General features: G+C 35.4%; 16 protein-coding genes. 7 read left to right on the forward strand and 9 right to left on the reverse strand.

Going from position 1 to position 14,421, the window contains the following annotated elements; genetic code table 11:
- Window position 1: 1 nt before the first annotated feature.
- Complete coding sequence (locus AAEO59_RS08100) at window positions 2–766, reverse strand: type 1 glutamine amidotransferase domain-containing protein (protein ID WP_341700229.1); 765 nt, start codon at window positions 764–766, stop codon at window positions 2–4.
- 87 nt (window positions 767–853) lie between these two features.
- Here AAEO59_RS08100 and AAEO59_RS08105 point away from each other — a divergent pair, with 87 nt between their 5' ends.
- A complete protein-coding gene (locus tag AAEO59_RS08105; RefSeq protein ID WP_341700230.1) occupies window positions 854–1,750 on the forward strand; it encodes a LysR family transcriptional regulator in 897 nt (298 codons plus the stop codon).
- 1 nt (window position 1,751) lies between these two features.
- Here AAEO59_RS08105 and nadD read toward each other — a convergent pair whose 3' ends face one another.
- The 5 genes from nadD to AAEO59_RS08130 all read right to left on the reverse strand — a co-directional run bounded on the left by nadD (window position 1,752) and on the right by AAEO59_RS08130 (window position 4,746).
- Complete coding sequence (gene nadD / locus AAEO59_RS08110) at window positions 1,752–2,333, reverse strand: nicotinate (nicotinamide) nucleotide adenylyltransferase (RefSeq protein WP_341700231.1); 582 nt, start codon at window positions 2,331–2,333, stop codon at window positions 1,752–1,754.
- Between the two features lie 53 nt (window positions 2,334–2,386).
- Window positions 2,387–2,695: a four helix bundle protein gene (locus AAEO59_RS08115; protein ID WP_407934927.1), complete on the reverse strand. Its 309-nt coding sequence runs from the start codon at window positions 2,693–2,695 to the stop codon at window positions 2,387–2,389.
- Window positions 2,696–2,750: 55 nt separating this feature from the next.
- Window positions 2,751–3,323, reverse strand: coding sequence for a guanylate kinase (gene gmk / locus AAEO59_RS08120; protein WP_341700233.1), 573 nt, complete (start codon window positions 3,321–3,323; stop codon window positions 2,751–2,753).
- 70 nt (window positions 3,324–3,393) lie between these two features.
- Complete coding sequence (locus AAEO59_RS08125) at window positions 3,394–4,254, reverse strand: YicC/YloC family endoribonuclease (RefSeq protein ID WP_341700234.1); 861 nt, start codon at window positions 4,252–4,254, stop codon at window positions 3,394–3,396.
- Between the two features lie 135 nt (window positions 4,255–4,389).
- Complete coding sequence (locus AAEO59_RS08130; protein ID WP_341700235.1) at window positions 4,390–4,746, reverse strand: arsenate reductase family protein; 357 nt, start codon at window positions 4,744–4,746, stop codon at window positions 4,390–4,392.
- 82 nt (window positions 4,747–4,828) lie between these two features.
- On the opposite strand from AAEO59_RS08130, the gene AAEO59_RS08135 reads away from it, so the two are divergent.
- The gene (locus AAEO59_RS08135; RefSeq protein WP_341700236.1) at window positions 4,829–5,284 is read left to right on the forward strand and encodes a DinB family protein; all 456 of its coding nucleotides are present in this window, start codon (window positions 4,829–4,831) and stop codon (window positions 5,282–5,284) included.
- Window positions 5,285–5,359: 75 nt separating this feature from the next.
- Here AAEO59_RS08135 and AAEO59_RS08140 read toward each other — a convergent pair whose 3' ends face one another.
- Entirely contained in the window at window positions 5,360–6,166 is an 807-nt protein-coding gene (locus AAEO59_RS08140; RefSeq protein ID WP_341700237.1) for a THC0290_0291 family protein, read from the reverse strand.
- Between the two features lie 270 nt (window positions 6,167–6,436).
- On the opposite strand from AAEO59_RS08140, the gene gdhA reads away from it, so the two are divergent.
- The gene (gene gdhA, locus AAEO59_RS08145) at window positions 6,437–7,780 is read left to right on the forward strand and encodes an NADP-specific glutamate dehydrogenase (protein WP_341700238.1); all 1,344 of its coding nucleotides are present in this window, start codon (window positions 6,437–6,439) and stop codon (window positions 7,778–7,780) included.
- A gap of 109 nt (window positions 7,781–7,889) precedes the next feature.
- Window positions 7,890–8,603 (forward strand): DNA repair protein RecO, encoded by a 714-nt coding sequence (recO, locus tag AAEO59_RS08150; RefSeq protein ID WP_341700239.1) that lies wholly within the window; start codon window positions 7,890–7,892, stop codon window positions 8,601–8,603.
- Here the strand turns inward: recO and AAEO59_RS08155 are convergent, their stop codons facing one another.
- Entirely contained in the window at window positions 8,604–9,341 is a 738-nt protein-coding gene (locus tag AAEO59_RS08155; RefSeq protein WP_341700240.1) for a hypothetical protein, read from the reverse strand.
- Between the two features lie 426 nt (window positions 9,342–9,767).
- On the opposite strand from AAEO59_RS08155, the gene ileS reads away from it, so the two are divergent.
- From ileS to AAEO59_RS08170, 3 genes are all read left to right on the forward strand, one after another.
- Complete coding sequence (gene ileS / locus AAEO59_RS08160; protein ID WP_341700241.1) at window positions 9,768–13,169, forward strand: isoleucine--tRNA ligase; 3,402 nt, start codon at window positions 9,768–9,770, stop codon at window positions 13,167–13,169.
- An 8-nt stretch (window positions 13,170–13,177) separates the two neighbouring features.
- Window positions 13,178–13,558, forward strand: coding sequence for a TraR/DksA family transcriptional regulator (locus AAEO59_RS08165; protein WP_341700242.1), 381 nt, complete (start codon window positions 13,178–13,180; stop codon window positions 13,556–13,558).
- A 104-nt stretch (window positions 13,559–13,662) separates the two neighbouring features.
- Window positions 13,663–14,262 carry a lipoprotein signal peptidase gene (locus AAEO59_RS08170; RefSeq protein ID WP_341700243.1) on the forward strand — a complete coding sequence of 200 codons (600 nt, stop codon included), beginning with the start codon at window positions 13,663–13,665 and terminating at the stop codon, window positions 14,260–14,262.
- A 70-nt stretch (window positions 14,263–14,332) separates the two neighbouring features.
- Here the strand turns inward: AAEO59_RS08170 and AAEO59_RS16360 are convergent, their stop codons facing one another.
- The gene (locus AAEO59_RS16360; RefSeq protein ID WP_407934929.1) at window positions 14,333–14,419 is read right to left on the reverse strand and encodes an IS3 family transposase; all 87 of its coding nucleotides are present in this window, start codon (window positions 14,417–14,419) and stop codon (window positions 14,333–14,335) included.
- Between the last annotated feature and the right edge of the window lie 2 nt (window positions 14,420–14,421).

Here is a 14,421-nt window from a genome sequence, read left to right on the forward strand (position 1 = left end):
CTTATTTTTGAGTGTTTAGTTGTTGTAATAATTTTTGTGCTACCAGTTTGGACGAAGCCGGATTTTGACCAGTTATTAAAAGTCCGTCTTCAACAGCATAGGGATGCCAGTTTTCAGTTTTTGAATAAATACCACCACGAGCCTGAAGTACTTCTTCTAATAAAAACGGAACTACATTAGTTAATCCTACTGCAGCTTCTTCGGTATTTGAGAATCCGGTTAGTTTTTTTCCTTTTACTAAGTATTCCTCGTTTATTTTTACATCTTTTAAAACAGCTGGTGCATGACATACAAAAGCGACTGGTTTGTTATGCTTGTAGAAAGATTCAATCAATGTAATCGAATTTCTATCTTTTGTTAAGTCCCATAAAGGTCCGTGACCTCCAGGGTAAAAAATAGCATCATAATCAGCCTCTTTTACATTGGCTAATTTTAAAGTGTGTTTTAATTTGTTCAATAATGCAGTGTCGGCATCAAATCTTTTAGTGTCCTCAGTTGCCGATGCAGGATCAGCACTTCTTGGGTCAATTGGAGGTTGTCCGCCCAGAGGAGTCGCAATGTCTATTTGGATTCCTTTGTCGGCCAATTCATAATAAGGTGCCGCAAATTCTTCCGTCCAAAATCCGGTTTTTTCACCTGTATTTCCCAGTTTATCATGACTGGTAACTACAAATAATACTTTTTTCATGTGTTCTTTATTTTGTGCTGTTGCAGAGAAGCAACTAACTGTTAAAGCGAAAAGCGAGAGTAATATTGATTTTTTCATATTTGATTTTTATTGATACAAATTTATGACGCAAATGTTATTAGTAAAAATAATTTAAATTATGTTTGTGATAAATATATTTATATCATGGTTAATTTAGAATGGTATCGAACGTTTAAATCGGTTTATAAAAACGGTAATTTTTCTTTAGCTGCCAAAGAATTATTTATCAGTCAGCCTGCGGTAAGTCAGCAGATTTCTATGTTGGAAACTCATGTAGGTTATAAGTTGTTTAATCGAAAATCAAAAGGAGTAGAGCCAACCGAATACGCCAAATTGCTTAATAATTTAATTATTGAAGCTTTGGATCGTTTGGAAAATGTAGAAAATGGTTTTCGTTCTAAAGCTTTTGATGCCAATCGGTTGATTACAGTGGGGATTTCAAAACATTTGTTCAGTAGTATTGGAAGTCATCTGATTGACAAATTTGATTATATCGATTTTAGTTTCTATGAGAATAATGAGCTGTTTGAATTGGTGAATAATAAGAAAATAGATTATGCTATTGTTACAAAAAAAATAGAAACTTTTGATACCATCCAGAAAGAGTTAGGAACTATAAAACAAATTATTGTGGGTTCGAAAAACATTGATTCAGCAATTTTAAAATCAATGATAAAAAATGCAGATTATTCAGCTGTTGAAAATTGGTTAAACGACCAAAAATGGTACAGTCATGATTCCGGAATTCCACACGTGAAATTATTTTGGCTTCATGTATTTAATAAGAAGCGACCATCCATGGTTTCCAATTATATCATTCCATCAGAATATGAAATGCTTGAAATGCTTTCCAGAAATTCAGGTGTTGCTGTAACCTGGGATATTAATGCACAGTCTTTTATTAAGGAAGGGAAGCTGCAAATCATTTGGGAAACAAACCAGATGCCGGAAACCGAAGTGTATCTGTTATCAGGTAAGCATAGTGGATTTAACTCGGCTGCTCAGGGAATAGAAGAAGAGTTGAAAAAAGTATTGGTCTGATTTACTTTTTATAAAACAAATTATGATCAATGTATTCCCAAACTTTTGGAGGGAGTAAAGGACGTACATTTTTAGCTGATTTGATATTTTTTCTAATAGTTGTTGAAGAAATTTCTACAACTGGAGCATCAATTAAGTGTACTTTTGGATGTTGTTTCAATTCTAGGTTTTCTTCTTCAGCCGAAATTCGCGGATACACATAAATATCGTGGTGTTCTAAAATCGCTTCGTAATTTTTCCACTTATGAAACGATTTTAGGTTGTCTTCTCCCATAATCAGTGAAAATTCGTGATTAGGATATTTTTCCTCCAAATGAACTAAGGTGTTTACTGTATAATTGGGCTGCGAAAGTTTAAATTCAATATCCGAAGGTTTCAATTTTGGATAATCTTCAGTAGCAAGAAAAACCATTTGCAGACGGTGGTAATCGTCCAGCAAAGTACTTTTTTTCTTCAAAGGATTGTGTGGGGTAACCACTAACCAAACCTGATCTAAATCGGCATGCTCCGCCATGTGATTGGCAATAATCAAATGCCCCACATGAATGGGGTTGAATGTCCCGAAATACAGTCCGATTTTCATTTTCCAGTCCTTAGTAGTTAGTCCCTAGTTCTAAGTTTTAGTCTTTTAGGTTTTTAGAGAAGGCATTGATCATTTTGCTTTCTTCCTCTATTAAAAACAAAATCTAATTCTTTTGCAATAATGAGTTGTGTTTCTATTTCATTTAATGAACCTCTGGCAATATTTAAAAAATGATTAAATGATTTATCTGTTTGTCGTCCAAAGCCTTCTGCAATATTTGAAGGGATTGATACACTAGCTCTTTTTAATTGACTCGTTAAAGCATAAATTTCTTCTTTAGGAAAATCCTTTGTGAGTTTGTAAATCAAAACCACAATTTTGATACCCTTTTGCCAAATTAATAATTCTTTGTGTGATTTCACCCCACTCATAATTTATTGTTTTTAATGCTAAGGACTATGTACTAACTGCTTAGGACTACTTATTAACAAAATCCCTAACTAGCTCAGTTGCTTCTTCCAAAGCTACTTCCAAATCATAATTTTTAATAATTACATCAAATTGCGGAGCGGTAGCCAGTTCGACGTGAGCTTTGGCGATACGCATATTGATTTTGTCTTCGCTTTCGGTAGAACGTTCTTTTAAGCGTCTTTTTAGTTCGTCCACACTTGGTGGTTTTACAAAAACGGCTAAAGTTTCTTCCGGGAATTTGTGTTTGATACGCAAACCACCTGCAACATCAATGTCAAAAATTACGTTTTTGCCCAAAGCCCAGATGCGTTCTACTTCGCTTTTTAAAGTTCCGTAAAAGTTGTCTCTGTAAACTTCTTCCCATTCCACGAAATCTTCGTTTTTGATATGGTTTTTGAATTCTTCCAAAGAGATAAAATAATAATCCTTACCATTTACCTCTTCCCCTCTGGCTGCACGTGTTGCTGCCGAGATAGAAAACTCTAAATTCAAGTCTTCCTGCTTTAATAAATGCCTAACTATCGTTGTTTTTCCCGAACCTGATGGCGCCGAGAATACGATTAATTTTCCTTTTTTCATTTTTTTAGTATTAGTCCTTAGTCCTTAGTCCTTAGTAGTTCTTCAATGCTAGGGACTAAGGACTATTTACTTATAAAACATTTAAAACCTGTTCTTTGATTTTTTCCAATTCGTCTTTCATCATCACGACTAATTTTTGCATTTGTGCATGATTGGATTTTGAACCCATGGTGTTGATTTCGCGTCCCATTTCCTGAGTAATGAATCCCAGTTTTCTACCATTGGCTTCCGTTCCTTTGATGGTTTCCAGGAAATAATCCAAATGGTTTGTCAAACGTACTTTTTCTTCGGTGATGTCTAACTTTTCTAAATAATAGATTAATTCCTGCTCAAAACGGTTTTCGTCAACGTTTACTTTTAGTTCGTCAATGGCAGTTTGCAAACGGTCTTTGATGTTTTGAACACGTTCCGGATCCAGTGCCAATGCATCATTCATGAACTGACGGATATTGCCGATACGCAATTGGAATTCTTTTTCTAACGATTCACCCTCATCTTTTCTGAAAGAAAGAATGTTGTTCAAACTTTCGTCAATTACGTTTTTTATTTGAGCCCATTCGTTTTCGTCGATTTCCTCTCTTTCTACTTTCATGGTATCGGGCATGCGAACAGCCATTTTCATCAACTCGGTTTCATCAGCATCTGCATAAACTTCTCTAAGCTGAGCGATGTAAGCTTTTACGATAGGTACATTGACTTTAGTCGAAGTTTGCTCGGCAGTATTTTCGATAAAAATAGAAAAATCTACTTTTCCTCTTTCTAATGCGGTTGCAATTTGAGTACGTAAACCCAATTCCATTTCGCGATAAAGTGAAGGCATTCGAACATTTAAGTCTAAACCTTTACTATTTAAGGATTTTACTTCGACAGTTATTTTCTTGGTTGGTAATTGCAAAGTTGCTTTACCAAAACCGGTCATTGATTGTATCATGTCATTTTTTAAAAGGTGGTCAAAGATACTAAAAAAGTATTCAGTAGTCAGTTTTCGGTATTCAGCTGATAAAAACCATTTTATAATTTAAATCCTTAATGGTTTAAAACTTTGAAATTATCTATATTGTGAATATTATTTTGTCAAAGCCAGAATTACATTTTCCACATTTTGTTTGCTGTTGCCAATGTAAATTTTTTCATCAATAATAAAAACAGGGCGGCTTAAAAAAGTATAATGTTCTAAAATATATTGCTTAAAATCGTCATCGGTTAAGTTTTGATCCTTCAATCCCATCGATTTGTAAAGCTGTGCTTTCTTGCTAAATAGCGCTTCGTAGCTCCCTGAAAGTTGATACATTTCTTCTAATTCTTCTAAGGTAATCGGACTTTGTTTGATGTCGTGAAGTTCCAGATTATGGTTTTCAGGTAAGGATTTGATAATTTTTCGACAAGTGTCACAAGAGGAAAGATGGTATACTTTATTGGTCATAATTTTTAATTCTTTATGCAAAGAAAAATCATTTAAGACGTTAAATGATTATTTTTACGCCAAAATTTACAAATTCAATACGATGCAAGAGATTTTAGCCATTACAAAAACCAGTAGAAATATGATTTCTAAATTGGTTCAGGGATATACACTAGAACAATTAAATAAAGTTCCTGACGGTTTTAAAAACAATTTGATTTGGAATGTAGCGCATGTTGTAGTTACCCAGCAATTATTGGTTTATAAACTGGCTGGTCTGCCAATGATGGTTTCTGAAGAATTGGTAGAAAAATACAAAAAAGGAACCCAAACTGAGCATGTGGCTTCTCAGGAAGAAGTAAACGAAATTTTGAATTTGTTGCATACTACGGTTGCGCAAACAGAGAAAGATATTCAAAATAATTTGTTCCAAAATTTTACAGAATACCCAACATCTACAGGTTTTGTATTAAAAAATAATGAAGATTCGATGCGATTCAATAATTTCCACGAAGGGCTTCATATAGGGGTCATTATGGCCATTCGAAAATTGGTATAATTTATCTTTAAGAAAAAAATAGTTTAGATAAGAGTCTTTTCTGCGAAGGCTCTTTTTTATTTCTAAATTTAAGACTTATTGCAAGTAGTAGATGTAGCCTACATTGAACCAAACTAACCAATCATTAGCCTTGTTTTCTTTGTATAAAGCAGGATTTGGTTTTAAACCGTCAACCCAGTCTGAGAAGTAATACTGAAATCGTAAATCAACCATGAAATCACTCAAAGGAGTTAATTTGTAACGAGTTCCTACACTGGAAACAATGGACCAAACGGTTCCGTTTTCGGTAGAAAAACCATAAGGTCTATCATCTGTAGGAGTCAGGTATTTAGGATATGTGGTAAGGGGTGTTCCTAAAGGTCCTAAGGAGGAATAAGCCTTAGTGTTATAGTTGCTAAATTGTGCTCCCAGACTCACAAAAGGTCCCAGACTTCCTATTCTTGCGGTGAAGTCACGAATACTAAAAGGGAAATATTCTAATTGCATTCCTATGTTAGTTACCGCACTTTCGCCTTTCATTTCTCTTAGCTGCATTGCTTCAGGAGAATTTCTTTTGACCCATTCTCCAAGATGCTCAAAATTAGTTTTATTGTAAGAAAGTTCACTTCGTAACTTGAAGTGGTCATTAAAATAGGTTTCAGGAGTGTAACAGTTACATTCTGCTTTATAGGAAAAGTTAAGATAGTGAATAATTCCAACACCCGTTCCTGTGTTTCCAGCATTGGTTTCAAAATCATGGCGTACTCCGTAATCTGACTGAAAGGCTACAGGGCCAGCAATTACTCCAATTTCATGGGAAAAACCAAATTGCGCATTCGTTTTACTTGTTATTCCAAGTAAAATAAATGTAATCAAAAAGTTGAGCCAATTATTGCGGAGCATTTTAGTTGTAAGTCAGGGTGGAACAAAGATATAAAAACTTTAAGTCAGTTAATAGTTTTTACAATAAAGTTGTAAAACAGCATTTTAGTTGTTGTAATGTTAATGTTTTTATAAGAATTGGTATAGTATTTTTTGAATTTTAGAAAGATGTTTTAACTTTAAATAATTCGTAGCACTAAAAGTGCTCTCAATGAGTATAATTTTTATTTAAAACGTAACTTTGTTTTAAGCTACGAAAACGTTTTCTTAACTATAAAACTCTTATTAATTATGTCTCAAGCTATCCAAAATTTTGTAAATGAAGTTGCTCTCAAAAATGCTCATGAGCCTGAATTTTTACAGGCCGTTTTAGAAGTCGCTGAAACAGTTATTCCTTTTATTGAAGAAAATCCAAAGTACCAAAATAAAAAGCTCCTGGAGCGAATGGTTGAAGCAGAAAGGATTATCGTTTTTAGGGTAGCCTGGCTTGATGATAAAGGGCAAATTCAAATTAACAGAGGTTTTCGTGTTCAGATGAATTCGGCTATAGGGCCTTATAAAGGCGGACTTCGTTTTCATCCTACGGTGAATCTAAGTGTTCTTAAGTTTCTGGCATTTGAACAAACTTTTAAAAATAGTTTGACCACTTTGCCAATGGGCGGAGGAAAAGGAGGTTCGGATTTTGATCCTAAAGGAAAGTCAGATATTGAGGTAATGCGCTTTTGCCAGGCGTTTATGACTGAATTATGCAAGCACATTGGTGCTGATACCGATGTTCCGGCGGGAGATTTAGGAGTAGGAGCCAGAGAAGTTGGGTATTTATTTGGGCAATATAAAAAAATCCGAAATGAGTTTACCGGGGTTTTAACGGGTAAAGGAATTTCTTTTGGGGGATCGCTGATAAGACCAGAGGCGACAGGTTATGGAGTGGTTTATTTTGCTCAAAGTATGCTGGCTACTAAAGGCGATGACTTGAAAGGCAAAATTGTTGCGGTTTCCGGTTCAGGAAATGTGGCACAATATGCGGTTGAAAAAGCGACTCAGTTAGGCGCTAAGGTAATTACGATGTCGGATTCTGATGGTTATATTTATGATTCTGATGGAATCGATGCAGAGAAATTAGCGTATGTCATGTATTTAAAAAATGAGTTGCGTACCCGTATAAGTGACTATGTAGCAAAATATCCAAAAGCAAAATACATTGCCGGAGCAAAATCCTGGGAGCAACAATGTGATATCGCTTTGCCTTGTGCTACTCAAAACGAACTGGATGCTGAAAGTGCTGCTGCTCTTATTGCGAATGGCTGTATTTGTGTAGCCGAAGGAGCTAATATGCCTTCAACGCCAGAGGCAATTGCAGTTTTTCATAAGGCTAAAATATTATTCTCACCCGGAAAAGCTTCAAATGCCGGTGGAGTTGCTACTTCTGGTCTAGAAATGTCGCAAAACTCCTTGCGAATGAGCTGGACTGCCGAAGAAGTCGATGAAAGATTAAAAGGTATTATGCTAAATATTCATGCCGCCTGCGTACAATATGGTGCTGACGGCAATGGTTATGTGGATTATGTAAAAGGAGCTAATATTGCCGGATTTGTAAAAGTAGCCGATGCGATGATAGCACAAGGAGTGGTTTAGTTTTTTTAGTCCTTAGTAGTTAGTCCCTAGTCCTTAGCACAAAATAGAAACTAAGGACTAAGGACTAGGGACTAAGGACTTTTAATTATCTTCGCAAAAAATAAAATCCATGCAAATAAAAACCAAAGCAATCGTTATTTCGGCTTTAAAATACCAGGAAAAAAGCCTGATAGTAAAATGCTTTACGTTGTCGCATGGATTGAAAACCTATTTTGTTCGTGATGCTTTTTCAAGTAGAAAAACGTCTCAAAAAATGGCTTATTTTCAGCCCATGAGCATACTGGAAATTGAAGCCACACATAAGAATAAAGGCACGATGGAGCATTTTAAAGAAATTAAAATTGCAGATCCGTTTCAGTCGATACATTCAGATATTTACAAGAGTACTATTGCGCTGTTTCTTTCTGAAATTTTGCATCATTCGATACATGAAGAAGAAAGAAACGAGTCGCTTTTTACTTTTTTAGAAACGGCGTTGCATTGGTTAGACCATCATGACGAAATTGCTAATTTTCATCTGATTTTGATGCTCGAAATGACCAAATATCTCGGTTTTTATCCCGATACTTCTGATGTGGATATGCCTTTTTTCGAAATGAACGAAGGTGTTTTTACTCCTTTTCATGCCATAGGTTCTTTGAGCGAACATGAAAGTAATTTGTTCAAAAAACTGATTGCTTTAAAATTTGATAATGACCAGAAGGTATTTCATGTAATCGAAAGACAAATCCTCTTGAAAATTCTCATTGACTACTACGCTTATCATTTGGATGGTTTCAAAAGACCCAAATCACTGCAGGTTTTAAAGGAGGTTTTTGCGTAATTATTTATTCATAGTTGCCATTTGTTTTTTGGGATTTATTTTAAATTTAATTCCTAAAGAAATAATATCCGGTTCCTGAGGAAATGAGGAATCAGTTAGGTTTTGACTGTAAACATATTGAAGTTGAAATTTTACATTTTCTGTTCCTGCCTGCAAAGTAATGGCTGGTTCCAGTAACCAATAGCTATTGTTTGTGCTTAAATAATTGGTATCAAAGTCAGTAGAATTTGGGTCGCCATTAATGTCTCTGTATTTGAGATGGACAATTCTTGAGGAAATCGAACCAGTAAAATGTTTTCGGTTATAACTTATACTGGGCTGAATACCTATCCGATTAAATTTAGCCGAGAAATTCTGAGCATTTGATGAGGATAAAGATTCGTATTTGAGACTGCCAAAACAAACTAATCCGTAGGTTTCAAATACAAAATGCCGTGAGATAGAACTAAAATATCCAGCACCTATTTCCAGCATATTTCCCTTAGCGTCATATTCATCTGAGGTTTCACTTTTTTTAGTGTTAACCCAGTCGGTGTTGAATTGCAGAGCGATGTGATTGGTGATAGCATGAGCGGCTTGGATTTCGAACGCTTGCGTATAATCACTTTCGTTGTAGCCTATCCCTAAATTGGTTTGTCCCTTGGATTCCATAATTGGAATGTTTTGGGAATTGGGAACATAATATTCGGGGCTGCATCCTAAAGTTAGGATTGCGATGAAGAGTAAAATTGTTTTCATAATCTTTTTTATAAGTGGAAATAGATGTTTAGAGACGGTTGGTGTAGTAGTTTTTTGTTCAGTTCAAATTGCAGTTTGGTTTTTGAACTTTTGTGGGAAATACAGGAGTGTTTTTTCAATAATCAATTAGCTGTACTAATGATTTGATTTTCTTTTTTATATGTAGAATTTGAGTATAATAAATTTAGTGAAATTTCATGAAAATTTTAGCCTTAATAAGGGGCTGTTATTCGTGTAGAAAATAAAAAGTTTGAAAGTATTTTTTTTTTGAAAATAACAGGCTTCAGAATCAATTCCTTAGCAAAAATCCTCAAAACGATTATAAAAACGCTCAAAAATTGCGTTTCTTTCCTCTTTTTTCTTTCCTCCTTTCTCTAATTTCCTCAAAATTCCTTACTTTCGCACCTCGATTAAGAAAAGGATACAATGAGTACAAAATTTACTGAATACAAAGGACTTGACTTGCCTACAGTAGCGTCGGAAGTTCTGGATTTTTGGAAGCAAGAAAATATATTTGAAAAAAGTGTAACGACACGCGAAGGGGCGAAACCTTATGTGTTTTTTGAAGGACCGCCTTCGGCAAATGGATTGCCGGGAATTCACCACGTGATGGCGCGTGCTATTAAAGATATTTTTTGCAGATATAAAACTCAAAAAGGATATCAGGTAAAGCGAAAAGCAGGTTGGGATACCCATGGTTTGCCAGTAGAGTTAGGTACCGAAAAAGAATTAGGAATTACCAAAGAGGATATCGGGTCAAAAATTACGGTAGCCGAATATAACGAGGCTTGTAAAAGAACCGTGATGCGTTATACAGACGTATGGAATGATTTGACCGAAAAGATGGGTTATTGGGTAGATATGGAAGATCCGTATATTACTTATAAATCCAAATATATGGAGAGTGTTTGGTGGTTGTTGAAACAAATCTACAACAAGGATTTGATGTACAAAGGATACACCATTCAACCGTATTCTCCAAAAGCAGGAACAGGATTGTCATCACATGAGGTAAACCAACCGGGTTCCTATCGTGATGTAACTGATACTACCATTGTGGCTCAGTTTAAAGCTAAAAATGAAAGTTTGCCAAGCTTTTTAGAAGGTTTTGGAGATATTCATATTTTAGCCTGGACGACAACTCCTTGGACTTTGCCTTCAAACACAGCTTTGACTGTAGGTCCAAAAATCGATTATGTTTTAGTTAAAACGTTCAATCAATATACTTTTGAGCCAATCAATGTTGTTTTGGCTAAGAATTTAGTTGGAAAACAATTTGGAAAAGGCTTTTTCTTAAGCGAAGATGTTGCTGATTTTGACAATTACAAAGCAGGAGATAAAAAGATTCCTTACCAAATTTTAACCGAAGCAAAAGGAGCTGATTTGGTAGGTATTCGTTACGAGCAATTATTGCCATGGGCGTTGCCATATCAAAATCCGGAAAATGCGTTTAGAGTGATTTCGGGAGATTTCGTAACAACTGAAGACGGTACAGGAATTGTGCATACAGCTCCAACTTTTGGTGCTGATGATGCTAAGGTAGCCAAAGAAGCTACGCCTGAAGTGCCGCCAATGTTAGTTTTAGACGAAAATGGTACTCCGGTTCCATTGGTTGATTTGCAAGGAAAATTTGTTCCGCAATTAGGAGATTTTGGTGGAAAATATGTAAAGAACGAATATTACGATGCTGATCAGGCACCGGAACGTTCGGTAGATGTTGAGATTGCGATTCTTTTGAAAGAACAAAATAAGGCTTTCAAAGTAGAGAAATACGTACACAGTTACCCACACTGCTGGAGAACAGATAAGCCAATTTTGTACTATCCTTTGGATTCTTGGTTTATCAAAATTACAGAGGTAAGAGACCGAATGTTTGATTTGAACGAATCCATCAACTGGAAACCAAAAGCAACCGGAGAAGGGCGTTTTGGAAACTGGTTGAAAAATGCCAACGATTGGAATTTATCACGTTCTAGATATTGGGGAGTTCCATTGCCAATTTGGAGAACTGAAGATAAACAAGAAGAAATCCTTATTGGTTCGGTAGAAGAATTGTTCAACGAAATCGAAAAAGCGATTGCAGCCGGGGTTCAATCAGCAAATCCGTTTAAAGGATTTGAAATTGGAAACATGAGCGAAAGCAACTATGATTTGGTTGACTTACATAAAAATGTGGTGGACGGAATTACATTAGTTTCGGCTTCAGGAAAGCCAATGAAACGCGAGGCTGATTTGATTGACGTTTGGTTCGATTCAGGTGCGATGCCTTATGCACAATGGCATTATCCATTTGAAAACAAAGATTTAATTGATAATAATAAATCATTCCCGGCTGATTTTATCGCTGAAGGTGTAGATCAAACCCGTGGGTGGTTCTATACGCTGCACGCTATCGGAACTTTAGTTTTTGATAATATCGCTTATAAAAACGTAGTTTCTAACGGATTGGTATTGGACAAAAACGGACAAAAGATGTCCAAACGTTTAGGGAATGCCGTAGATCCATTTGAAACATTAAAAGAATATGGTCCTGATGCGACACGCTGGTACATGATTGCCAATGCAAATCCTTGGGACAACCTGAAATTTGATATTGAAGGTGTGGCTGAGGTGAGAAGAAAGTTCTTTGGAACACTTTATAATACCTATTCATTCTTTAGTTTGTATGCTAATATTGATGGTTTCAAATTTGATGAGGCTGAAGTTCCATTGAATGAAAGGCCTGAAATTGACCGTTGGATTTTATCAGAATTACATACGTTGATTAAATTGGTTGATGAAGCTTATGCTGATTATGAGCCAACAAGAGCTGCTCGCGCGATTTCTGATTTCGTTCAGGAGAATTTAAGTAACTGGTACGTTCGTTTGTGTCGCCGTCGTTTCTGGAAAGGGGAATATGCGCAGGATAAAATTGCGGCTTATCAAACCTTATATACCTGTTTGTTAACCGTAAGTAAACTTAGCGCTCCTATAGCTCCATTCTTTATGGATAAGCTTTACAGAGACTTAACGCAGGCTACACAAACAGAAAAATTTGATAGTGTACATTTGGCGGAATTTCCAAAATACGTTGAAAACTTTGTTGATAAATCGTTAGAGAGCAAAATGCAGAAAGCACAGACGATTTCATCACTGGTTTTATCACTGCGTAAGAAGGAAATGATTAAGGTGCGTCAACCGCTGCAAAAGGTAATGATTCCGGTACTTGACGAGCGTCAGAGAGGTGAAATTGAGGCGGTTTCTGAGCTAATAAAAGCTGAGGTAAACGTGAAAGAAATTGAACTTTTAGACGATGCTTCGGGTGTGTTAGTGAAACAAATTAAACCTAATTTCAAGGCGCTGGGGCCACGTTTTGGTAAAGATATGGGATTGATTTCCAAAGAGATACAAAATTTTTCTCCGGATCAAATCAATCAGTTGGACAGAGAAGGTAGTATAAGTATTGTTATTGCAGGAAATGACGTAACTTTATCATTAGCCGATGTAGAGATTACATCACAGGATATTGAAGGCTGGTTAGTTGCAAATTCTAATGGAATTACCGTAGCGCTTGACATCACGATCTCTGATGAATTGCGAAAAGAAGGAGTTGCAAGGGAGTTAGTAAACAGAATTCAGAATATTCGAAAAGATTCAGGATTTGAAGTGACCGACAAAATTAAGGTGTATTTGCAAAGCAATGCAGTTTTAGAAGCAGCGGTGAATGAGAACAAAAGTTACATTCAGTCAGAGACCTTAACAGAAGAATTGGTTTTTGAAACACAAATCGAGAATGGCACAGAAATTGAATTTGATGACATTAAAACTAGAATAACAATTACAAAATAACATTGATTATGGTAGATGAAGTAGCACGATACTCCGACGCCGATTTGGCAGAGTTCAAAGAGATAATTCAAAAGAAAATTGAGAAAGCACAGGCCGATTTAGATTTGATAAAAAGTGCTTATATGAATGACTTGAATAATGGTACGGATGATACATCACCTACATTCAAAGCTTTCGAAGAAGGAAGTGAAACCATGTCTAAAGAAGCAAACTCTCAATTAGCTATCCGTCAGGAGAAATTCATTCGTGATTTGAAGAATGCTTTATTTCGCGTAGAGAATAAAACCTACGGTATTTGCAAAGTAACAGGAAAATTAATTAGTAAAGAAAGATTAAAAATTGTTCCTCATGCTACGATGAGTATTGAGGCTAAAAATCTTCAGAAATAATAATTGAATTTTCAATATTAGAATTCCAAATTCCGAAACTAATTTTGGAATTTGGAATTTAATTTTTATAAATCACCTATTTTTGCGCACTTAAAAATTAAAAAATGTCATTACGAAACGCGTATTTGCTTGTCTTCATAGTTTTACTGGTAGATCAGATTTCTAAAATATATATCAAAACTAATTTTGTATTAGGAGATGAGGTTGAGGTATTCAATTGGTTTAAAATACATTTTATTGAAAATGAAGGGATGGCCTGGGGAACGAAGATTCCGGGTGAATATGGGAAATTGATTCTTACTTTGTTTCGATTAGTGGCTATCGGTGGTATTGGATATTGGTTGTGGGATTCTGTAGAAAGAAAGCATAGCAGTAATTACTTAATTGTTGCTATAGCGTTGATTCTGGCAGGTGCTTTTGGAAATATTGTAGATTCTGTTTTTTATGGGGTAATTTTTGATGACAGTACATCGCAATTAGCTACATTATTTTCAGATCAGCCTTATGGGAAATATTTCCATGGAAAAGTAGTCGATATGTTTTACTTTCCTTTTTGGAGCGGTAATTTACCACAATGGTTGCCTGTTTGGGGAGGAAGAGATTTTACCTTTTTTAATGCTATTTTTAATGTTGCCGATGTGGCTATTTCAACCGGAGTTGGAATCTTAATTGTCTTTAATAAAAAAGCATTTCATAAACATTAATAGTGAAACGATATAAAATAGAAAACCGGCATTAATTAGACTGCACCCAAAAGTTTAGACGAATTTATAATTAAATTTGATAATAATGAGCTCGATATTGTATCGGGCTCATTCCTTTTAGATTAAGTTTTATTCTCTCATTATTATAGTAATCTATAT

The organism is Flavobacterium flavipallidum (genome assembly GCF_038289905.1).
Lineage (GTDB): Bacteria > Bacteroidota > Bacteroidia > Flavobacteriales > Flavobacteriaceae > Flavobacterium > Flavobacterium flavipallidum.